Annotated in this window: 19 protein-coding genes; 10 read left to right on the forward strand and 9 right to left on the reverse strand. The window is 66.2% G+C overall.

The annotated features are described in order from the left end of the window. A complete protein-coding gene (locus DVB37_RS23105) occupies positions 1 to 486 on the reverse strand; it encodes a tripartite tricarboxylate transporter TctB family protein (protein ID WP_223264704.1) in 486 nt (161 codons plus the stop codon). Positions 487 to 842: 356 nt separating this feature from the next. On the opposite strand from DVB37_RS23105, the gene DVB37_RS23110 reads away from it, so the two are divergent. After that, positions 843 to 2261, forward strand: a complete 1419-nt coding sequence (locus DVB37_RS23110) for a sensor histidine kinase (RefSeq protein WP_120156886.1) — start codon at positions 843 to 845, stop codon at positions 2259 to 2261. After that, a complete protein-coding gene (locus DVB37_RS23115; RefSeq protein ID WP_120156887.1) occupies positions 2258 to 3559 on the forward strand; it encodes a sigma-54 dependent transcriptional regulator in 1302 nt (433 codons plus the stop codon). Before DVB37_RS23110 ends, DVB37_RS23115 begins: the two co-directional genes overlap by 4 nt. Positions 3560 to 3638: 79 nt before the next feature. Here the strand turns inward: DVB37_RS23115 and DVB37_RS23120 are convergent, their stop codons facing one another. The 4 genes from DVB37_RS23120 to DVB37_RS23135 form a co-directional block, all read right to left on the reverse strand. After that, a complete protein-coding gene (locus DVB37_RS23120) occupies positions 3639 to 4634 on the reverse strand; it encodes a tripartite tricarboxylate transporter substrate binding protein (RefSeq protein WP_240433975.1) in 996 nt (331 codons plus the stop codon). 36 nt (positions 4635 to 4670) lie between these two features. Continuing rightward, positions 4671 to 6281: a GMC family oxidoreductase gene (locus DVB37_RS23125; protein WP_046803865.1), complete on the reverse strand. Its 1611-nt coding sequence runs from the start codon at positions 6279 to 6281 to the stop codon at positions 4671 to 4673. Further along, positions 6278 to 6811: a thiamine pyrophosphate-dependent enzyme gene (locus tag DVB37_RS23130; RefSeq protein ID WP_240433976.1), complete on the reverse strand. Its 534-nt coding sequence runs from the start codon at positions 6809 to 6811 to the stop codon at positions 6278 to 6280. Before DVB37_RS23130 ends, DVB37_RS23125 begins: the two co-directional genes overlap by 4 nt. 79 nt (positions 6812 to 6890) lie before the next feature. Beyond that, on the reverse strand, positions 6891 to 7424 hold the full coding sequence (locus DVB37_RS23135; RefSeq protein WP_120156888.1) for a thiamine pyrophosphate-binding protein: 534 nt from the start codon (positions 7422 to 7424) through the stop codon (positions 6891 to 6893). 184 nt (positions 7425 to 7608) lie between these two features. Here DVB37_RS23135 and DVB37_RS23140 point away from each other — a divergent pair, with 184 nt between their 5' ends. After that, complete coding sequence (locus DVB37_RS23140; RefSeq protein WP_120156889.1) at positions 7609 to 8565, forward strand: LysR family transcriptional regulator; 957 nt, start codon at positions 7609 to 7611, stop codon at positions 8563 to 8565. Positions 8566 to 8574: 9 nt separating this feature from the next. On the opposite strand, the gene DVB37_RS23145 is transcribed toward DVB37_RS23140, so the two are convergent. The 3 genes from DVB37_RS23145 to DVB37_RS23155 all read right to left on the reverse strand — a co-directional run bounded on the left by DVB37_RS23145 (position 8575) and on the right by DVB37_RS23155 (position 12182). After that, a complete protein-coding gene (locus DVB37_RS23145) occupies positions 8575 to 11010 on the reverse strand; it encodes a mechanosensitive ion channel domain-containing protein (protein WP_120157615.1) in 2436 nt (811 codons plus the stop codon). A gap of 182 nt (positions 11011 to 11192) precedes the next feature. Next, positions 11193 to 11630 (reverse strand): GNAT family N-acetyltransferase, encoded by a 438-nt coding sequence (locus tag DVB37_RS23150; RefSeq protein WP_120156890.1) that lies wholly within the window; start codon positions 11628 to 11630, stop codon positions 11193 to 11195. Positions 11631 to 11732: 102 nt separating this feature from the next. Continuing rightward, complete coding sequence (locus DVB37_RS23155) at positions 11733 to 12182, reverse strand: YMGG-like glycine zipper-containing protein (protein ID WP_120156891.1); 450 nt, start codon at positions 12180 to 12182, stop codon at positions 11733 to 11735. Positions 12183 to 12542: 360 nt separating this feature from the next. Between DVB37_RS23155 and DVB37_RS23160 the strand changes: the two genes are divergently transcribed. From DVB37_RS23160 to DVB37_RS23180, 5 genes are all read left to right on the forward strand, one after another. Further along, on the forward strand, positions 12543 to 12932 hold the full coding sequence (locus tag DVB37_RS23160) for a helix-turn-helix transcriptional regulator (RefSeq protein ID WP_104142122.1): 390 nt from the start codon (positions 12543 to 12545) through the stop codon (positions 12930 to 12932). Positions 12933 to 13186: 254 nt separating this feature from the next. Then, positions 13187 to 13873: a hydrolase gene (locus tag DVB37_RS23165; protein WP_104142120.1), complete on the forward strand. Its 687-nt coding sequence runs from the start codon at positions 13187 to 13189 to the stop codon at positions 13871 to 13873. 24 nt (positions 13874 to 13897) lie between these two features. After that, on the forward strand, positions 13898 to 14761 hold the full coding sequence (locus tag DVB37_RS23170; RefSeq protein ID WP_120156892.1) for an alpha/beta fold hydrolase: 864 nt from the start codon (positions 13898 to 13900) through the stop codon (positions 14759 to 14761). Positions 14762 to 14871: 110 nt separating this feature from the next. Further along, positions 14872 to 15954 (forward strand): porin, encoded by a 1083-nt coding sequence (locus tag DVB37_RS23175; RefSeq protein WP_120156893.1) that lies wholly within the window; start codon positions 14872 to 14874, stop codon positions 15952 to 15954. A 154-nt stretch (positions 15955 to 16108) separates the two neighbouring features. Beyond that, positions 16109 to 16753, forward strand: coding sequence for a response regulator transcription factor (locus tag DVB37_RS23180; protein WP_240433977.1), 645 nt, complete (start codon positions 16109 to 16111; stop codon positions 16751 to 16753). Between the two features lie 105 nt (positions 16754 to 16858). Here the strand turns inward: DVB37_RS23180 and DVB37_RS23185 are convergent, their stop codons facing one another. Then, on the reverse strand, positions 16859 to 17548 hold the full coding sequence (locus DVB37_RS23185; protein WP_120157617.1) for a response regulator transcription factor: 690 nt from the start codon (positions 17546 to 17548) through the stop codon (positions 16859 to 16861). Positions 17549 to 17707: 159 nt separating this feature from the next. Here DVB37_RS23185 and DVB37_RS23190 point away from each other — a divergent pair, with 159 nt between their 5' ends. Further along, on the forward strand, positions 17708 to 18091 hold the full coding sequence (locus tag DVB37_RS23190; protein ID WP_104142114.1) for a response regulator transcription factor: 384 nt from the start codon (positions 17708 to 17710) through the stop codon (positions 18089 to 18091). A 1-nt stretch (position 18092) separates the two neighbouring features. Further along, positions 18093 to 22355 carry an AAA family ATPase gene (locus DVB37_RS23195; RefSeq protein ID WP_120156894.1) on the forward strand — a complete coding sequence of 1421 codons (4263 nt, stop codon included), beginning with the start codon at positions 18093 to 18095 and terminating at the stop codon, positions 22353 to 22355. The last annotated feature ends 52 nt before the right edge of the window (positions 22356 to 22407 follow it).

Consider the following 22407-nt stretch of genomic DNA (forward strand, 5'->3'; position numbering starts at 1 on the left):
CTACCCCCAGCGCAGCATCGGAAACTGCAATTGCAGCGCCCAGGAAAACACCACCGCGCCGAACACCGTCATCGCAATGGCGAGAATGGCGGCGGACTTGACGGAGTTGGACGTATCGCCCAGCGCCGAGACGAACACCAGCGCAAACGTGGCGGGCAGGAATCCCAGGAAGCTGCCCAGGATGATGAAGAGCGCGATGCCGGCGGCGATGCACGCCATGCCGCGCACGCGATCGCGGCGCGTAGGCTGGGGCAGCTGTTCTTCCATCATTTCTTCCTGCACTTCGTCGGGGTCCGGGCTGAGCGGCACCAGGATGCCCAGCGCGACCAGGAAGCAGCCGATCATCAGCGGGAAATAGCCCGGGCCCATCCGCGCCAGCTCTCCGATGTTGTAGGACGTTGCTTCAAGAATAGTGAGCGCGCCGCACAGGGCGATGAACGCACCGCCCCACAGATCGCGCTTTCTGGAAAATATGGTGCTGCCCACGGCTTGCTCCCCTGTTTGTTGTCGACATGCTTCGGCGCGCGTGATGTCGCAAGCCGAAGGAGGGGGCACTTTAAGGACGACGCCTTGCAATCCGCTTTCAAGCTTTTGCGCGCTTCATCCGGGAAAACCAGCAGGATGAAAGACGCTTGTTCACATCGCTGAACAACGGTGAACATCGCAGCACCGGGGATGTTCACAAACGTGAACAACACGGCAAAGTTCCCGGGCTGCGAGCGGGCTGGCATGGATTTTTCCCGCGCGCGGCGCGCTTGCCAATTCTTGCAAATGCGGGCGCCGATTCCACGCATGCATAATCCTCGTTTTCGTGGTTTCGATCGCATCGCCATGCTGCCCCCATGCACCACCTGCCCCGCCTGCCCCTGACCGCTCGCATTCCGCTTGCGGTCTCGCTGCTGTTCCTTGCGATTTCCGCCGCGCTGATTTCCTTGGCGCTGCATGGCGTGTCGCGCCAGTTCGACAGGCAGGTCGCCAACTTGGGCCAGGTGTATCTGGACGGTTTGTCCGCCGCGATCCTGCCTGCGGTGCGCGCCGACGACCGCACACAGATGGTCGATGTGCTGAACCGAGCGCTGGATACGCATCTGGGCGTGGTTGATCGCACGCTGGCCGTCGTCGCGGCGGACCACCGCCTGCTGGCGCACGTGGCGCGCTACCCCGAAGTTGAGCCGATTCCGCTGGCATCCTTGGCGGACACCTCCGGCACGCTTGTCAGCGCAAGATCGGAAGGCGTGTGGACGTGGCGTTTGCTGGACGACGCGCGGCCCGCGCTGGGGACGCTGGTAGCCAACCTGGACGTCAGCGATTTTCACCGGCAACGCCAGGAGCTGGCCTGGGAACTGGGCCTGGTGGGATTGGCGATCAGCCTGATCGGCGCGGTGCTGTGCTTTGGCATGGCGCGCCGGCTACAGCGCCCGATCATTTCGCTGACCGAGGCCCTGCGCGCCGGCCCGGAAGATCGCCTGCGCCCCATGCGCGTGGACACCACCGACCCTGAACTGAAGGAACTGCTGTCGGCCTACAACTGGATGGTGCAAAGCGCGCAGCAACGCGAAGCGCTGACCGAACGCAATGCGCGCATCGAACGCGAAGCGGTGTTGGGGCGGATGTCGGCCGCGCTGGCCCACGAGGTACGCAACCCCTTGGGCGGGCTGCGCACCGCCGTGCAGACGCTACGGCAATTCGGCGAACGGGAGGATGTGCGCAGCGAATCCCTGGGCTTTATCGAACGCGGCGTCCAAGCGCTGCAAGCGGTGGTGGACGCGAGCCTGCGTACCTTTCGCCCCGGCGCCGCCCTGCTGCACCAGGAAGATATCGCCGACATCCGGCTGATGGTGGGCGCACAGGCCAACCGGGCGGGCGTGCGCGTGGAACTGCATTGCGAAGGCATGCAGGACCGCCGCCTGGCGTTGCCCGCGGGCGCGGTGCGGCAGGTGTTGCTGAACTTGGTGTTGAACGCCATCCAGGCCTCGCCGCGTGGCGAACTGGTGCAGGTGTTTGCGCGCGCGGGCCGCCAGGCACTGACCTTGCACGTGGCCGACCGGGGCAACGGCCTGCCGCCGGCCGCCAGGCGCGCGCTGCTGGGCGCAGCCACCGACGGCGACGGCATGGGCCTGGGCATCGTTGCCGATCTGACAACAACCATGCACGGCCGTTTGCGCGCAACCCGCATGGCAACCGGCATGGCGACCGGCATAGCAACCGGCACGCGCATTTCCGTGCGCCTGCCCTACGGTCCACAGGAAGATACGGCGTGAGCGACATCCAGGTTTTGCTGATCGAAGACGATGAACTGCTGGGCGGCGCGCTGCTTCAACGCCTGCGGCTGGAAGGCATCACCACGCAATGGGTGCAAAGCTGCGCGCAGGCGGTCGAAGTGTTTCGCCGGACCCGCATGCGTCCGGCGTTCTTGTTGGCCGACATCCGGCTGCCGGACGGCTCCGGCGAAGATCTTTACCGACGCTTGATCCCGCATCTGTCCAACACCACCGTGGTGTTCGCCACCGCCTATGGCGACATTGCCCAGGCCGTGCGGCTGGTGTCGGCGGGCGCTAACGACTACCTGACCAAGCCGTACGACACCGATGCGCTGGTGGCCCGCATCCGATCGGTCATCGCCGCGCAGCCGGCCGGCCAGCAAGACGAGGTCTTGGAAAACCCCTACGCGCTGCACGATGAAACCTATCCATTGGCGCAAGAGCTGGAACGGCTGGCCACCAGCGCCCTGCCCGTGTTGCTGGAAGGCGAAACGGGCTCGGGCAAAGACCGCGCCGCCCGCTATGTGCATGCGCGCTCGGCCTATGCGGCCGGCCGCTTCGTTGCCGTCAACTGCGCCACGTTGGCGTCGGACCTGATTGAAAGCCTGTTGTTCGGCCACGTGAAAGGCGCCTTCAGCGGCGCCGGGACCGCGCGCGACGGGCTGTTTTCCCAGGCGGAGGGCGGCACGCTGTATCTGGACGAGGTGGCCGAGCTGACACCCCGGGCGCAAGCCGCGCTGTTGGGCGTGCTGGAAAACGGCCAGTATCGTCCGCTGGGCGACAGCGCCGCGCGCCACACCCATTGCCGCATTCTGGCCAGCACCTGCACCGACCTGCCCGCCGCGATGGCGCAGGGTACGTTTCGCGCGGATCTTTTTTATCGGCTGGCGGTGGCCCGGGTCGCGGCGCCACCGCTGCGCGAGCGGCCCGGCGCGTTGCCCAGCCTGGCACGGTCGTTGTTAGCCGCGCAATCCCCCACGGGCGCGACGCTATCGCCCGATGCCATCCAGGCGCTGCACGACCACCCCTGGCCGGGCAACGTGCGCGAACTGAAGAACCGTATCGCGCGCGCGGTCGTGATGGCGGACGGCGCACAGGTCCATGCCGAGGACCTCTTCCCGGAAAGCAAGCTGGCCGACAAGCCCGACCTGGCCACCACGAGGCTGGACGCCGAGCAGCGCGCCATCCAGCAAGCCATTGCAGAATCCGGCGGCCATATGGGCTTGGCGGCAAAGCGGCTGGGCATCTCGCGCACCACGCTATGGAAAAAGCTGCGCGCGGCGCGGGATGGCGTGTAGAGGCGGGTAGAGGCGTGTCCAGGCATGTTGTTGTGGGCGGCGGCTGCGCCCACGGCCTACGGAAGCACGCTTGCCCGGGCTAGTTCTTTTCGATGCCTGCAATGTCCACGGCTTTGCCCCACAACGCGTAGTCGTCCCGAATGATGGTCGAGAAGCCCGCCGCGTCAGTGGGCGCCAGTTTCAGACCGATATTCTTCGGGCGGTCGGCCAGGCCCGGCGTGGCGGCGGCATCCTTGAGCGCCGCCTCCAGCTTTTTCACGACCGGCGCCGGCAGCCCGGCAGGCCCCACCAGCCCCACCCAGCCCTGCGTGGCCAGCGGCACGCCGGCCTCGGTAAAGGTGGGCGCATCCGGAAACAACACCGACCGGGACGCCTGCGGCACGGCCAGCACGCGCGCCTTGCCGTCCTGCACCAGCAACGCGGCCAGCCCGTCCCCCAGGATCGCCATGTCCACTTCCTTGCGCAGCAAGCCGACGCGCGCTTCGGACGTGCCCTTGTAAGGCACGTGGACGATGTTGGTCCCGGCCGCGGCGTTCAGCATTTCACCGGCCAGGTGGCCACCGCTGCCGACGCCGAACGAGGCAAATGTCAGCTTGCCCGGCTCGGCCTTGGCCTTGGCAATCAATTGGTCAAAGGACTTGAGAGGCGAGTCGGCGGGAACCACCAGCGCAATCCCCAGGCTGCCGAAACGGCCAATCGGCGTGAAGTCGCGTTGCGGATCGTAGGGCGGCGTCCTGCGAATATGCGGCACCAGCGTCAAGGCCGCTTGAAACGGTGCGGCCAGGATATAGCCGTCCGGCTTGGCGCTGGCCACATACTTCATCGCGATCTGTCCGCCCGCGCCGACGCGGTTTTCGACCACGACCGGCTGCTTCAGGCTGTGCGACAGGCCGTCGGCCATCAGGCGGGCGATGGTGTCGGTGTCGCTGCCCGCCGGCAAGGGCACGACCAGCGTGATGGGGTGCGACGGATAATCCGATTCGGCCAGGGCCGGCGCGGCGCCGCCCACCAGACCGATGGCGATGCAACAGACGGCGGCGCGCCGCGAGACTAGGGACAACGAGGTCATCAGCATGGCGATTCTCCTTCGGTGAGTCAGGCTGTGCCTGAGTTAGTTTCCCGCCTGGATCAGGCGCGCCGCCTTTTCCCCGATCATCATGGAAGGCGCATTGGTATTGGCGGAACACAGGGTCGGCATGATCGACGCATCCGCCACCCGCAGCGACGTGACGCCCTTGACTCTCAAGCTGGCGTCGACCACGGCCTGATCGTCGTCGCCCATCCGGCATGTACCCACGGGGTGATAGGACGTTTGCCCGATGGTCCGCGCATAGTCCAGCAGCCCGGACGCGCTGCCTTGTTCGGCGCCGGGGCGCGTTTCCCGCACCACGAACCGGGCCAGCGCCGGCTGGGCCGCAACCTTGCGCGCCATCTCGATGGCCGCCACGGTCACGCGTCGGTCTTCATCGCTGGACAGGTAGTTGGCCTGGATGACGGGCGCGTCGCCGGGTTCGCGCGACTTGATGTGCACCGATCCGCGCGACGTCGGGCGCAGCGGAAAAGTGCCAATCGAGAAGCCGGGGAAATCGTCCAGCACCAGCCGCTTGGGGTCACGCGCGTCAGGGCTGGACAGCCAATGCAACTGCAACTTGATGTCCGGCTGCGCCAGCGCCGGGTCCGACTTTGCCAAGGCATGCGCCACGGCGCTTGCGCAGCTCATCATGCCGCGACCTCGCAGCGCGAAATCGGCCGCCATCCAGGCCTTGCGCAACGGATTGCGCATGATCTGGTTCAGCGTGGTGGCGTTGCGGCATTCATACGTGACCCGCGTATGCAGATGGTCTTGCAGGTTTTCACCCACGGCGGGCGCATCGCGCAGGACCGGGATGCCAAGGTCTTGCAGCAGGCCCTGCCGCCCGATGCCGGATAGCTCCAGGATCTGGGGCGACTGGATCGCGCCCGCGCAGAGTATGACTTCACAGGTGGCGGTGGCCTCGCAACGCTGGCCATCCAGCTGGTACTGAACGCCGCTGGCCCGCTTGCCGTCGAATACGATCTTCGACACCAGCGCACCCGTTTGCAGCCGCAGATTCGTATTGGCAGCCAAGGGCCGCAGGAACGCCTCGCGGCTGCTCCAACGCCAGCCCTTGCGAATGTTGTGCTGCAAATAACCCACGCCTTCATAAGAGGCGCCGTTGTAGTCCGGATTACGCGGGATGCCCGCGGTGACACAGGCGTCGATAAAGGCGTTCATGAGAGGGTGCCGCGAGCGGAACTCCGTGACCGACACCGGTCCGCGACGGCCACGGATGGCCGGATCACCGCCCGCATAGCCTTCGATATCGCGAAAGATCGGCTTCAGGTCGTCGTAGCCCCAGCCTTGTGCGCCGAACTCGTCGCGCCAACGATCGTATTCGCAAGGGTCGCCATGCACCCAGATCATGCCGTTGACCGAAGACGATCCTCCCACCACCTTGCCTCGCGGCCAGAAGATGCTGCGGCCGTTCATCTGCGCCTCGGACTCGGTATGAAAGCGTCGCAATCCGCGCTCGCCGCGCAGGATGTACGCCACGCCGGCCGGGATGCGGATCCAGATCCAGCGGTCGTCATCGCCTGCCTCAAGCAGCAACACGGACCGACCGCCGGCCGCCAGCCGGGCGGCCAGCGCGCATCCCGCCGAGCCCGCGCCCACCACGATGAATTCGTACTTTGCCTGCGTCATGACGTTGCCTCCAACAGACGGCGCAGTTGCGCGGCTTCATTACCCATGCGCTGGAAACGCTTGTCGGGCTGCTCGGGAAAGGGGTTGCCCTTGCCCAGCACCGGCGCACACGGCGAGATGGTCAGCTCGACCAGCACCGGGCCGTTCGTCTGGATGATTCGCGGCAACATCGCCGCCAGCTCCGATTCATCGGCAAAGCGGAACGACGCGGCGTATCCGGCAGCCCTGGCGGCCGCGCAGAAATCAACCGCCCCATTTCCGGCCAGCCCCAGATTGGCGTTGCCATTGAACTGCACGCCATTGGCAAACACGAAATGGACGAAGCGTGCCGGCGCGGCGCCCGCCACGGTGGCCAGGACACCCAGCTCCATCAGCAGGCTGGCATCGCCGTCCAGCACCATGACGCGGCGCTCGGGGCGCGCCAGCGAAATGCCCAGCCCCAAACCGGCCGCGCCTCCCATCAGGGGAACCGAGGACAACGCAAGGGGCGCGCCGGGCGCGACCTCGTCCATGGCTTTCATGGCGCTCATGGTGCTTACCAAAACGGCGTCGCCGCGGGCCTCGTGAATGGCACGGCAAGCTTGCAATGTGGTCATCGACATATGCGGTTCAATCCCATTCCGTGTGGCGGCCGACGATGATGGCGGCGGGTGAGCGTTGCTGCTGGGCATGCGCGTGGGCGGCGGCAATTGCGCCCAGGTCCTGCGCGGTTTCAAGTCGCCAGCAGGCGATGCCAAGCGCGTCCAGCACCGGTTCCAGCAGGCTGACCATATGGCGTCTGGAAGCGCGCATGTCCTGGCCGTAGTTGCTGAACTCGCGGCCAAACTGGCCCACCATCAACAGCAGCGGAATGCCGGCATCCAGGCCACAGGCGCGCAGCGAATTGACGCAGTTGTAAAGGCCCTGGTTCTGCATCATGACGACCGGGCGGCGGCCACCGATGTACAGGCCCGTTGCAACGTGGATCGCCTGGTTCTCGTTGGCGCAATAGGTCACGCGAAGGCGGCCGCCGTTGGCGTCCAGGCATTGGTGGGTGGCGATCTGCACGAAGTCCGGCACGACGGTCGCGGAATCGATGCCGCAGTCGGCCAAGGCGTGCGCGATGGCACTGCCCTTCACGGCGGGCGGGGGGGAAGATGGCATGGCTAGTCTCCTGGTATTGCGCGGATGCCGGGTTGCGAAGGTCACCGCTGCCAAGGCGCGATGACCGCCTTGGCATAGCCCTCTTACTGGCGGCTATTCCCGATCTGTGCAGACAAGTGTAGGCTTGGCAACGATCCGGTATTAGTCATTTATTTTTATCAATCGATGCGTTTAAGGTATTGCCATGAACCCGCCCTCTGCCCTCGTCCGACGCCTGCGCGCCCGTCACCTTGAGCTGCTGCAAATTCTGGGCGAGGTGTCGACGGTGCACGCGGCGGCCAAGCGCATGAACCTGTCGCAACCCGCCACCACGCGCATGTTGCGCGAGGTGGAAGCCATGTTCGGCGGCCCCTTGTTCGACCGCAACGCGCGGGGCATCGCGCCTAACCGCTCGGGCACGGCGCTGATTGCGCGGGCGGCAATCCTGATGCGGGAATTGGGCACCATCGAAAACGAAATCGACCTGGTGCGCCAGGGGCAGCAGGGCCTGCTGCGTATCGGCGCGCTGTCCGGCAACCTGAACGCGACGGTGGCGGTGGCGCAGTTGCTCAAGAAGGCGCCCACGGTGCAGGTGTCCATCCGGGAAGGTCAGATCAACCTGCTGATCGCCTCGTTGTTGGGCGGTGAGCTGGACTGTGTAGTCGGCCCCATCACCGACGAGGAACTGCGCAATGTGCGCATCGACGAGCTGCGCCTGGAGCGCCTGGTCGAAGATTCGATGGCGGTCGTCGCGTCGCCCAACAGTGCATGGAGCCGCCGACGCCGCATCAAATGGGAAGACCTGAGCGAGGCGCGCTGGATACTGCCGCCAACCGAGTCGGTCTTGAGACGTGCATTCATGCGCGTCTATCTGGAATTGGGAATGCGCCCGCCCCAGCACACGGTCGAGGCGCTATCGCCCTTGACCACTCGGTCTCTGATCACGCTGGGCACGGTGGACCTGGGCTTGCTGCGCATGGCGCACGCGAAAGAAGAAGCCCGCCTGGGCGGGCTGAAAATCCTGTCGATGGTATCCACGCCCAAGCTGCCGGCGCTGGCGCTGCTTGCGCGCCGGGCGCCGAGCCTGCGCTCGGCCCCGTTGGACCTGTTCATCGAACTGCTGCGGGAATCGTCCGGCACCATCCATGACGCCCGGGCGTAACCCCGCGTCCTACACGCGCGCGGTTGTGGAGTCGTGCAAAGTCGTTTCGGACACGCGCGACTGCGCTTGCCCTTCCTCTCGCGCCTCAAGCTCGTTGCCCAGCACCTCCGCCGAATCGTCCTGACCGGTTTCCGGCTTGAAGCGGCGGCGGGTGTGCCCAGCCGCGCGCGCGTCCTGGCCGTCGTCCGGCCGCTCGGCTTGCAACGTGACGTTGGCCGCCGGCGCATAGCCGCGCTTGTCCTGCCCGAAGTACACCACCGTGTGCGGGTACGGCAGCTCGATACCGGCCGCATCGAAGTGCTTCTTCAACAGGCGGTTGTAGCCGCGCTGCACGGCCCACTGCATGCCCGGCGTGGTCTTGATCAGGATGCGGATGGTGACGCCCTTGTCGTTGACGGCGGTAACGCCCGCCACCGTCATTTCCTCCAGGATCTCGGGGCCCAGCACCGAGTCGGTCATCAATTCGGCAAACGCGGCGCGCAAATGTTCGATGGCGTCGTCCACGCTTTCGCGGTGCGCGATGGTGTATTCACCTAAGTGATACGAGAAGTCACGCATGTGATTGGCGACCACATCCACCGACGAGAACGGCACCAGGTGATAGCCGCCGTCCAGCGTGCGTATGCCGACCGAACGGATCGTCATCTTCTCCACGGTGCCGAAGACGCCGGCAACCTGCACCACGTCGTTTTCGTTCATGCCGTTTTCAAGCTGGATGAACACGCCCGTGATGATGTCCTGCACCAGCTTCTGCGCGCCAAAACCGATGGCCAGGCCCACCACGCCGGCGCCCGCGATCAGCGGCCCGACATCGATGCCGATCTGCGACAACAGCACCATCAGCGTCATGGTCACGATGACGATCAACGCGGCATTGCGGAACAGCGACAGCAACGTGCGTTCGCGCGCGCTGGGCATGCCGCGTCCTTCGCTTTGACTCAGGCGGTGTTCGATGATGCTGGCGATAACCGTCCAGGCCAGCGCCGCGATCAGCAGCACGATGACCACGTTGACCACTATCTTGATGGCCGCCCCACCGGCGTCGGACGACAGCCAGCGCGACAGGTCGAAAGCGTGCCAGGCGTCCAGCACCAGCAACACGATGACGATGCGAATGATCCAGCCCACGCTTTTCAGCATGGCCGGCACGTAGGCGTTCACGCGCGCTTCCAGCATGGGCAGGCGCCGACGCAGGTCGTCGGACAGGCGGATGGGCTTGGCCAGTATCGTGTTCAGAAACAGGATCAGCAGGCTGCCCACGCCGATGACCAGCAGGGTCTGCGCGGTGGCGCGCGCCATGAAGGGCAGCGCGTTGGTCGGGTCGATCTGGCTGACGATGAGCAGCACGGTGAAGTAGCCGATGCCCAGCACGTGCCAGATGCGCGACAGGAAGTGCAGCCGCGACCCCATGAACGTGGCCGCGTTGGCGGCATGGCGGTTCATGCGATCACGCACCGAATGGCGGTTCTGCCAGATGATGCGCACGGCGTACACGTACACCACCAGCATGATGACCATGCTGGCCAGGCGACCCAGGGCGGGCGACAGCGCGGCCGAGATCACCGGGTCAACCAGCAGCGTGCCATAGCCCGCCGCCGCGACCACGCGCACCAGCCACGCGTTCCAGTACCGGGCCAGCTCGTCGGACATCGGCAGCAGGCGCAGGTGCGGATGGCGCACCGCGAATACCGTGCGGATCAGCACCTTGACGATTTCCACCGCCACGAAGGCACGCAGGAATACGGCCGCCAGGGTGTCCAGCGTGCCGCGCTCGGGCGTGCCCCACAGGGCCGCCGCCCCACCCGCCATCGCGGCCAGCAGCACCACGCCGGCATCGATGGCAACCGCGCCCACGATGGCGCCCAAGCGTTGGTACAAGGCCCGCATCGAGGCAGGCGCGCGGCGCGGGGTGCCGGGGTCGTGAACGGTCGCCGCCTCGGAAGGGCTGGCATGTTCAGCCACCCAGCGGTCGATGCGCGTGTAGATGCGCATGGCGATCATCCGCAGCAGCAGATAGGCAATGACGGTTGCCAAGCCGGCCAGCAGCAACGGCAGCAGCGCATTGCCGGCGGTGGCGCCGTCCATCCGCAGGCTGCGCCCCGAGGCCAGCGCGCGCATATCGTCCACGCCCTGCCCCATGTCGGCGGCCACGCCGGTCAGGAACTGCTGCACGCCATCGGCCATGCGTTCCTGTAAACCGGGCTCGGTCGGGGCCTTGGGGGAAGTGGCCGCACCCGGCGCGGGGGACGCGGCGGGCGGCTTGCCCGCCGCTTGCGCTCGTAACGCATCGACCAGCGCCTTGCGTGCCTCGGGATTGTCCAGCAGGTCGGCCAACGCATCGGGCGTCAGCGCGGATGCCGATGCGGCGGGCGGCTGCGACGGGGGGTGCAGCGGCGACGCGGCGCCAGCCTGCCCCGGCCAGGTCAACAACACGCAACTGAGCATCACCACCAGCAGCCACACCGCCTGCCATGGCCTCGCGCGTCGGTGCCGCCAAAGGCGGGCGGACTCTTCGCGGGGCGGATAAAAAAGGGATGCTGTCGTTGCGAATCGAACCACTAATAAAACTCCTCTGCGATCAAGGCCAGGAACGCGGCGCGCGATCGCAGGGACAACGCCGCCAAGGGCTAAATGATAAAGCCCAGCCGCTTCATCAGATATTTAGGCGATTCTTCATACCCTTGGCGGTAGTAGAAGCGGTGCGCATCCACGCGGCGTTCGTGGCAATGCACTTCGATGCGGTCGCAGCCGCGCGCGCGGGCTTCTGCTTCGGCCGCCGCTTCGAGTTGACGGCCGACGCCCGCGCTGCGGGCCCGGTCGTCAACGCAGAAATACGCGATGCGGCAGAAGTCGCCGGGCAGCGCCAGCTGGATCATGAAATGCAGGTTGATAAAGCCCAGCAATTGTCCGGCATCGTCGTGAGCCACCAGCAACAGGGCATCGGGATGCGCCGATAGCAGGGCGATTTTTTCCGCCATGAAGGCGGTGGTGCCGGGATAGCCCAGTTGCGCCAGCAAGGTGGCGATGGCGGGGCCGTCCTGGACGGTGGCGGGGCGTAGGTGCATGTCGGTTTCCGGGCTGCGTGTGCAAGACTGCGCGGAAATTTATGACGGCATCGTGTCAGCCTCATGACAAGCGCGCGGCCCCGCGCCCCCGGGCACCTTCAATCAGGGCGTGACCTGATAGCCGCGCTGCTGCATGCAGCTGGTGTATGCGGACGACGCCGCGCTGCTGGTCTTGGCCTGCTCGCGACGGTCCTGCCGCTGGCGCGACCCACCCACCACGGCGCCGGCCACCGCCGCGTCCTTCGCCTGGTTTTGACGGTATTCCTGCTTGACGTCGTCGTCCATGCGGTCATAGGCCTCTTCGTGCTGCTGACCACGCGCGCCGGCCACTGCCGCGCCCGCGACAGCGCCCGTCGCGGCGCCGCGCGCACGACCGCCGGATTGCGTGGTGTCGGTGGTGCCGGTGCCCCCCGCCTGGGACTGGCAGGCGGCGACGTCTTGTTGTGTGGTTTCAGGAGACTGCCCTTTCATCGGCGTAATGGTCTGTGCGGTAGCGGTCAAGCCGATGGTCGAGAGCAGCAAGGCAACGCAGGGAATGATGGACTTTTTCATAGAAAACTCCACGTGCGGTTAAGAACCCTGGACCTTGCAATGTAGTCCCGCCTGCCGTGCTTCGGCCCGTGTCCGGAATACCCAATATTGGGTATGGCGTTATGGGGACAAAGAGATGGGGCCAACGAGATGGAGACAACGACAACCCGTATCCGGCGCGTGCTGACGTCCTGCCGCTAACACCAATGGCTGATTGATGGCGAGGGGGCCGACTCCTATTCTGCGCTTGCCTGCCAGACGAGCCAGAAGCCAGGGCCAGGCGCCAGGGCCAGCCCGCCCACGCGCTTGCCGCGCAGGCGTCGCGCGTCGATTCACCCAACAAGAGGGCGCGGTCCCTCGCTTTCTGCCCCGGAGGTTTACATGCGCCCATCCCACGTCCGCGCCGACAACAGCGGCCCGCCGCCGCTTGGCCCCGAGCCGGCAAAACGCAGCTTGCCGGTGTCGCTGGAGCAGCAGGCAAAGACCATGCTGTTAAGCGGCCAGAGCTCGGTGGCCGACGTCGCGCGCGCCTGCCGCTTGTCGCGCACGCATTTCACAGCCGTGTTTCGCGATGCCGCCGGCACGACGCCCCACCGTTGGGCGCTGCTGCAACGCATCGCCCAAGCCCGCGAACAGCTGCGGATACCGGACAAGACGCTGGCCGATATCGCACTGGATTGCGGGTTTGCCGACCAGGCGCACTTCACGCGCGTGTTCCACAACGTGGTCGGCCTGACGCCCGGCGCGTGGCGTCGCGCGGCCGACGCCTGACCAATTTCCTGACCAATTTCCTGACCAATTTCCGGACCGATTCCTGACCGAGGCGCGGCGATCACAGGCGTGTTCCCCTCTTCGCCTTCGCGCCTATACGAAGGCGTTATTGTGCCGCCGATAGCGCCCCCATAAGCTTCGTTCCGTCCGCTGCCGGACAGGTTTTCATGCCACGGGATGCGCGCGCATCCCTTTCACAATCCGTCTGCTCGCGCCTTGCAATCACGCATCGACAGACCCTTCGAAAATTCGCCATGACCCAATCCAAACTTGAAGTGCTGACCCCGCAAAACAGCCAACTGATCTTCATTGACCACCAGCCGCAGATGGCCTTTGGCGTGCAATCCATTGACCGTCAGGTTCTGAAGAACAACACCGTCGGTCTGGCCAAGGCCGGCAAGATCTTCAACATCCCGACGACGATCACCACCGTGGAATCCGAGAGCTTCTCGGGCTACACCTACCCCGAATTGCTGGATGTGTTTCCGGACCAGAAGGTGCTGGAACGCACCTCGATGAATTCGTGGGACGACCAGAAGGTGCGCGATGCGCTGGCCGCCAACGGCCGCAAGAAGGTCGTTGTGGCCGGCCTGTGGACCGAAGTCTGCAACACCACGTTCTCGCTGTGCGCCATGCTTGAAGGCCAGTACGAAATCTACATGGTGTCGGACGCCTCGGGCGGCACCAGCAAGGAAGCGCACGACCAGGCCATGCAGCGCATGATCCAGGCGGGCGTCGTGCCGGTGACGTGGCAACAGGTGCTGCTGGAATGGCAGCGCGATTGGGCCCGCCGCGAAACCTATGACGCCGTGATGGCGCTGGTGAAAGAGCATTCGGGCGCCTACGGCATGGGCGTGGACTACGCCTACACGATGGTGCACAAGGCCCCGCAGCGCACGCGTACCGCGCACGAAGCGATTGCCCCCATTGCCGCCCGTTGATCCGACGCTTACAGGACCCGCAACATGAATGTGCAATCGCAAAGTGCTTCCCCGGCCAACCCCGCCGGCCAGACCATCGTGACCGCCGACGGCACCCGCATCTACTACAAGGATTGGGGCGCCGGCCAGCCGGTCGTCTTCTCGCACGGATGGCCGTTGCACGCCGACGCCTGGGACGCGCAGATGCTGTTCCTGTCCGAGCGCGGCTTTCGTGTGATCGCCCATGACCGTCGCGGCCACGGCCGTTCGGGCCAGCCGTCGCAAGGCAACGACATGGACACCTATGCCGATGACCTGGCCGCGCTGCTGGACGCGCTGGACATCCAGGGCGCAACGCTGGTGGGCCATTCCACCGGAGGCGGGGAAGTTGCCCGCTACATCGGACGCCATGGCGGCAAGCGCGTGGCCCGTGTGGTGCTGATCGGCGCGGTGCCCCCCGTGATGGCCAAGACCGCGGCCTACCCTGACGGTTTGCCGATGGAAGTGTTTGATGGCATTCGCCAGGGCGTCATGCGGAACCGCTCGCAGTTCTACAAAGACCTGACCCAGCCGTTCTTTGGCTTTAACCGGCCGGGCGCCAAGATCGAACAAGGCACCATCGACGCCTTCTGGTTGCAGGGCATGGCAGGCGGCATCCGTGGCCAGTACGCGTGCATCAAGCAGTTTTCCGAGGTGGACTTCACCGAAGACCTGAAGAAGATCGACGTGCCCACCCTGATCCTGCATGGTTCGGACGACCAGATGGTGCCGATCGCCAACTCGGCGGAAAAGGCCGTGAAGCTGGTCAAGAACGCCACGCTGAAGGTCTACCCGGGCGCCTCGCACGGCATGTGCGTGCTGGACGCCGAAGAAGTCAACGCCGACCTGCTGGCCTTCATCCGGGGCTGACCGCCCGGCCCCAGGGCCACCTGCATAAAGGCGCCTTCCGGAGCGCCTTTTCCGGGGCGCCGGGCAAGCAAGCCCGGCGCCCTGCCTTTCTTTTTTACCGGAAGTCTCTAGTGAAATGCTATGCAAAACCGCTAGCCGCGTGCCTGTTGGCCGTGGCGGCGCCGGTCTGCGCTCAATCGTCGGTAACGCTATACGGCAGGTTGAACACCGCGCTGGAAAGCAGCTGGATCAGCGGCGGACCCGAGCCGGGCAGCGCCGCCCGGATGACCAATAACCGCTCGGTGTTCGGGCTACGCGGCACGGAATGGCTGGGCGACGGCACCAGCGCCATCTTCCAGATTGAAAACGGCATCGCGCTGAACACCGGCCAGGGGCAGATCGCCAGCCGCAACACGCGCGTGGGGTTCGACGGCCCCTATGGCACGCTGTTCCTGGGCAACTGGCACACGCCCTATACCGAAGCCACGCTGGCCTACGACCCCTACTATGCGACCACGGCGGCCTACATGGCCTTGCTGGGCAACGGCTCGGCCGCCAGCACCGGCAACGTCGAGAACACCAGTTCGTTCGACCGCAGGCAAAACAATTCCCTGCAATACCGCACGCCGTCCTGGCAGGGCTTAAGCGGTGGATTCGCGTGGGGGTTGCCCCAGGAAAAAATGACAACGCCGCGCAATCCGCAGCTGTTCTCGTGGTCGGGCAGCTATGACCGGGGCGGTTTGAACCTGGCGCTGGCTTACGAACTGCACCGCAATTACCAGGCGGCGAACACGCACGATGACGCCTTCAAGATGGGCCTGTCGTATCAGTTTCCGACGACGCGAGTCGCAGTGGTGTATGAACGGCTGCGCTATCGGACGGCCAGCGGATCGTTGACCCGGGACGGCTATTACGTGTCGATCGTGCAGGCGCTGGGCCGGGGCAGCCTGCGCGCCGCGCTGGGCGTGGCAAGCAACGGCCGCGGGGCGTCGACGCAGACGGTGGGCTTTGTACGCAGCGGATCGGACACCGGCGCGGCGCAGTGGACGGTCGGGTACGACTACCCCTTGTCGCCCCGCACCGCCCTGTACGGCTATTACTCGCGGATCAGCAACCGGGCGCGCGCCGACTACGACTTTGCCATCAACAGGCTGGGCGTAACGCAGGGCACCAGCCCGCAAACGCTGGCCATCGGCCTGCGCCACAACTTCTAGCGGGGATCTGCCGCGCGCCGCAACCGGCTACGACTTTGGTGGTAGTGGATGCGTCCCCGGCGCGGGGCCGTGCCAGAATTCCGGACATGCAAGTTGCCCCAGCAGCGCAAGCCCCGCGCGCCGACTTGTGCGCACGCCCCCTCAGGAGTTCATCGTGAAGCCATGCGCCAGCCCCGGCATTTCCCACCCCGTGGACCCCGTGGTCTATATCGTCGATGACGAGCCCGCGATCACGCAGTCGTTGGTCGCGCTGTTTGCCTCCGTGGGCCTGGCCGCCAAGGCCTTTCACAGCGTGCGGGAATTTCGCGAGTTCGACAGGGGCGATCGCCCGGCATGCCTGCTGCTGGACGTGCGGCTGCGCGATGGCAACGGCCTGGCGCTACAACAATTGCTGCAAAGCGACGGCGATGCCCTGCCCGTCATCATCATGACGGGTCACGGCGATATCCCCATGACCGTGCGGGCCATGAAGGCCGGCGCACTGGACTTCCTGACCAAGCCCTTCAACGAACAGGACCTGCTGGATTGCGTGCGGCTGGCCTTGCAGCGCGACGGCGAGCGCCGCGCCGGCGAGCAGGCCATGCACGGCCTGGTGCAGCGCTATCAGAGCCTGAGCCCGCGCGAACGGCAGGTCATGGAACACGCCACGGCGGGCTTGATGAACAAGCAGATTGCCGACCGGCTGGGCATCAGCGACATCACCGTGAAGATCCACCGGGGCAACGCCATGCGCAAGATGCAGGCGCGCAGCTTTGCGCAACTGGTGACGATGGCCGGGCAGATAGCCGCGGTCGCTTAGCTCGTGGCTAGTCGCCCACGGCTGGCCGCCCACGGCTGGCCGCCCGCAGCTGGCCGCCCGCAGCTCGCCGCCCGCAGCTGGCCGCCCGCAGCTCGCCGCCCGCCGCTAATCCCCCGCTTCGAGAAGCCCCATGGACTGTGCCAGCAACACCAAATCCGCGAACGTGCGGGCCTGCATCTTGCGCATGGCGTTGCCACGATGAATTTTTACCGTGGCTTCGCTGATGTCGGCCTTGGCGGCGATCTGCTTGTTCAGCAGGCCGGCCGCCGCCAGCCGCATCACTTGCTGTTCACGCGGCGACAGCGTGGCGTAGCGTTCGCGCAGCGTCCGCGCGTGGCGGGCGGTTTCATGCCGCGCGCGCGCCTTGTCCAGCGCGGCGTGGACCGCGCCCAGCAGGTCTTCGTCAGTGAATGGCTTGGCAATGAAATCCACCGCGCCGGCCTTCATGGCGGTGGCCGTCATGCGCACGTCGGCGTGGCCCGAGATAAAGACGATGGAAAACGGCGCATCGCCCGGCGACAGCCGCGCCTGCAAGTCCAGCCCGCTCAGGCCGCGCAACCGCACGTCCAGGATGATGCAGGTGGGCACGGTGGGCAAGCCGCCTGCCAGCATCTCTTCGGCCGACCCGAAGGTGCGCGCATCCAGCCCCTCGGACCGCAGCAGATCGCTCAGCGCCTGGCGTATCGACGCGTCATCGTCCACCACCCAGACCACGGCCCTGGCCGCTGCGGTGGCGGCTGCGGTGGCGGCTGCGGTGGCGCAAGCGCCAGACGGGATGGCGGATTGATCTTGCATGGTGAAATCGGCGCGCGGAAACGGCAAGGAGCGGGGCGGGAAGAAAGGCAAAAAATTATACCTTTGTATGGCTTTTTTCCCGGGGCTTTCTGCGGGTATGCTTGGGAACTCGCGACGCGGCCATCCAGCCGCTCGTCGCCCTTGATACAGGAATGCACAGTGAATGCCGCCCCCCTCATTGCGGTCGTCGACGACGACGCTTCAGTGCGTAAGGCGCTTGGCAGCTTGCTGCGCTCCCTGGACCTGAACGTGGTGTTGTACGACGGCGCGGCGGGTTTGCTGGATGCCGAAGACCTGACGCGGCTGTCCTGCGTGGTCACCGATATCCAGATGCCCGGCATGACCGGCCTGGCCATGTGCGCGGCCCTGCGCGAACGTGGCCTTGGCGTGCCCGTCATCCTGATGACGGCATTCCCCGAAGAACGGTATCGCGAACAGGCACGGCAGCTGGGCGCATTCTGCTTTCTGTGCAAGCCCTTCGAAGACGCCGAAATCCTGCGCTGCATCGACCGCGCCATCCACCCGGAAGCGCCGGCTCCCTGACATGTCCGCCTTCGACCCAAGCGCCGGCCTGGCCGCCTCCCCCTTTGTCGGACGCGGCGCGGAACTGCGCATGCTGGACGACGCCCTGGCCCGCGTGACGGTGCAGGGCAACGCCGAACTCGTGCTGCTGGCCGGCCCCGCCGGTTCGGGCAAGTCAACCTTGGTGGACCGGCTGGCGCAACGGGCGGAACTGGCCGGCGCGAGCTTTGCCGGCGGGAAAAGCGACCAGCAACTGCGCGACATTCCCTACGCCCCCATCACCGATGCCTTGCGCACCCTGACCATGGCCGCGCTGGGCCGCGATGAAGACGCGCTGGCGCCGCTGCGCGCGCGGCTCGTCGAACGCCTGGCGGGCCAGGGCCGGACCGTTGCCGAGATCTTTCCCGAGATAGAACACCTGATCGGTCGCACCGCGCCTTTGTCCAGCGTGCCGGCCAAGCAGGCCCAGCAACGCGTGCACAACGCCTTGCTGCAAACGTTTTCCGCCTTTGCACAGGCCGGCTATCCGCTGGTGCTTTTCATCGACGACCTGCAATGGGCCGACGCCGATACGCTGGCCTGGTTGAAGGCGTACACCGTCAATCCCCCTGCGCACGTGCTGCTGCTGGGCGCGTATCGCGACCAGGACCGCCAAGCAAGCCAGGCGTTTGAATGGCTGATTCACGCCGACCGCTGGAACCCCATCCAGGTCACCCGCATGACGGTGGCGCCGCTGTCCGCACACGATGTCTGCGAACTGACCGCCGCCGTGCTGGGCGGCGACGTCGATGCGGTCAAGCCGCTGGGGCAGGCGTTGCACCAGGTCACGGCGGGCAACCCTTTTTTTGCCCGGCAGCTGTTGTTGACCCTGATGGACGACGGCGTCCTGTCGTTCGACGCAGCATCGAAAACCTGGCTGTGGAACCCGGCCGACGTGATGAATCCGCGCTATGCGGCCAGCGTCGTGGACCTGATGGTGACCCGGCTTGAACGCTTTCCCGAAGACGGAAGGCGCTTGTTGAGCCAGATGGCCTGCGTGGGCCTGCGCAGCGGCGACGCGCTGCTGGCCCGCATTGCCGATCTGCCCGTGGCCGATGTGGCGGCCCGGCTGCAACCACTGGTCGATGCGGGCCTGCTACGCCATGACGACGGCGTCTATGTGTTCGCGCATGATCGTGTGTTGGAATCCGCGTACGCCATGACGCCGCCCGCGCAGCGCCCGCAAGCGCATGCGCGCATCGCCACGCTGATGGCACAGCTATGGGCCGCCCAGCTTGGCGACTACGCCTTCGAAATCGCCAACCATATCGAGCTTGCCGAGGGCGTTGACCCCACGCTGGCGCAACGCGTGGCGTTCGTGCGCGTGCTGACGCTTGCCGGGCGCCGCGCCAAGGAGGCGGCGGCGGTGCAGCAGGCGGCCCGCTACGTGGGCGCGGCCTGCCGGCTGATGCAGCCGGACTGGTGGACGACGCAGTACGCGTTGGCCTACGACGCCAGCCTGCTGCGATGCGAGTGCCTGTTGGCGCAAGCCGAATTCGCCACGGCGGCGCAAGAGATCAGCGCCCTGCTGGCGCGCGAACTGCCGCCGATGGACAAGGCCGCGGTGCACCGGCTGAAGGCCGTGCTTCAAACGCTGCGGTCCGACTACGAAGGCGCAATCGGCGCGGCGCTGTCCGGTTTGGCGCTGCTGGACGTGCCCCTGACCCGCGCACCGTCCGCCGCCGCGCAGCGCGATGCGTATGACGTTGTCCGGCACAAGCTGGCCGGCCGCCCCATCGCCTCGCTGGGGCGCACGGCAATTACTCGCGACCGCCGCGTCCAGACCGTGATGGGCCTGCTGTCCACGCTGATCTCGTCTTTTTTCGTTGACGACGGCATCCGTTTCACGCATCTGGCCAAAATGGTGGAACTGACGCTGGACCACGGCGCCACGCCGGAATCCGCCTATGGGCTGTCGTGGTACGGCGTTTTCATCGCGGCGCAGTATGAGGACTATGAGGACGGCTTGGCCTACGGACTGGCGGGCATGGCGCTGGCCGAGCATCACGGCTTCGAGGCCGAGCGCATCGCCACGCTGGTGGCGGTGGACCAGGTCAGCCCCTGGACGCAACCGCTGAGCGTCGCGCTGGGGCACGTCCACACCGCCGTGTCGCTGGGCCGAGCGTCGGGCGACCTGGGCATGGCGTGCTACGCCAGCAACCACATCGTGTCAGACCTGCTGTTCATGGGCGAGCAGCTGCGCCTGGTCGAAGAGGAAATCGAACGCGGCCTGGCGCTCACGCGGTTGATCCAGTACATAGACATCGAGCTGCTGCTCAAGGCGCAGCACGGGTTCACGCGGCGGCTGTTGGGTACGCCCTTGTACGTGGGCGACGAGCCCGCCTCCGAGCAGGCGCGCCGCACGCGGTCGGAATCCACCCGGTTCTGGATCTGGCTGTACGACGGCATGGGAGCCTTTTACTTCCATGACTACGCGGCAGCGGTCGACAGCCTGTCGCGCGCGGCCGCGCTGAAGTCGTCCGTGATCAGCCACATCAATACGGCGGATTGTCACCTGTACCTGGCGCTGGCCATGGCGCGTGCACCGGGCGCGGCGGCCGACCCCGCCGCCACCATCGCGGCGTTGCAGCCGCATCGCGCGCGCTTTGTGACCTGGAGCCAACTGAACCCGGCAACCTTCCTCAGCAAGCTGCAACTGATTGACGCCGAACTAGCCCGCCTGCGCCAGCAGCCGCTGGTGGCGCTGCAAAGCCTGGAGGCATCGTCCGACGGCGCGGGCGCGGCGGGCTTCGTGCACGAGCAAGCCCTGGCCCACGAGATGGCGGCCGGCCTGTGCCAGGCCAACGGCCTGATGTCGGCGGCCCGTCAGCATGTGCGGCTGGCCCACGCCAGTTATCGCCGTTGGGGCGCCAGCAAAAAAGCCGACCAGGTGTTTGCCACGCACGCGGCCTTGTTGGCGTTGCGCGCGGACGCCCCTGAACCGATCGAGCGCGACGGTGCGGCCAATGCGGCGGACTGGACCATCGGCGTGCGCGCATCGCAGCTGATTTCCAGCGAGGTGGTGCTTGACCGCCTGGTTGAAACGCTGATGACCAACATGATGGATTATGCCGACGCGCAATACGGCCTGTTGCTCCTGGTGCGCGGCGGAGCGCCGCTGATCGAGGCGTCGGCGCGCCGCGTGGGCGATACCTGCGCGGTCACGCTGGGCAGCGCCACCCCCACGGCGGACACGCTGCCGCTGACGGTGCTGCACAGCGTGCTGCGCTCGCACCAGACGCTGGTGCTGGCCGACGCGGTGGTGGATGCGCCGTCGATCCACGCGGCAATGGCCGCGACGCGGCCGCTGCGCTCCGTACTGTGCCTGCCGCTGATCCGGGGCGGCATGCTGCTGGGCGTGCTGTACCTGGAAAACAACGACGCGCCAAATGTGTTTGACGCCGGCCGCACGGCGGCGCTGGAACTGCTGGCGCCGCACGCGGCGATCTCGCTGGAAATGGCCGGGCTGTACGCACAATTGGTTGACGAGAACCAGCGGCGCGCGCAAGCGGAAATGAATTTACGCATGGCGCGCGCCGACCTCGCGCGCACGTCGCACCTGACGGTAATGGGGGGGCTGGCCGCCTCGATCGCGCACGAAGTCAATCAACCGCTGACGGCAATCGTGACGTCGGTCGGAGCCAGCCTGCGTTGGCTGAACCGGCCGGTGCCCGACATCGATGAAGCTCGCGAAAGTCTGAACCACATCAAGAGCAACGGCCTGCGCGCGGCCGAAATCATTCGTGCCATGCGCTCGCTGGCCAAGCAAGCGCCCGCCGTGCTGGCGCCGGTGCGCGTGGACGATACCCTGGGCGACGTGCTGACGCTGACGCAGATGGAAATGGACGCGCAACAAGTGCGCCTGCTGACGCGCCTGGAATCCGACGCCGCGCTGGTCGAGGCAGACCGCACGCAACTACAGCAGGTGGTGCTTAACCTGGTCACCAACGCCATCGACGCCATGCACGCCACGCCGCAAGGACAGCGCCAGTTGATCGTGTCGTCGCGGCTGGAAGGTGACATGGTCGAGGTCAGCGTTGAAGACCGCGGGCCCGGCATCGCGGCAGAGGATCTGGGTCGCATCTTCGACCCCTTCTTCACCACCAAGGCGCAAGGCATGGGCATGGGCCTGGCGATCTGCCGATCAATCATCGAAGCGCATGGCGGCACCCTGCACGCGCAGCCGCTCACGCCGTGCGGCACCCGCTTCTCGTTCCAGCTCGCGCGCCTGCGCACGGCAAACTAACGTCCGCGGAAAGGACATGGGCCAGCAAGGCCCATGCCCAAAAGCGCGCACA

Source organism: Achromobacter sp. B7 (genome assembly GCF_003600685.1).
GTDB lineage: Bacteria > Pseudomonadota > Gammaproteobacteria > Burkholderiales > Burkholderiaceae_B > Achromobacter > Achromobacter spanius_B.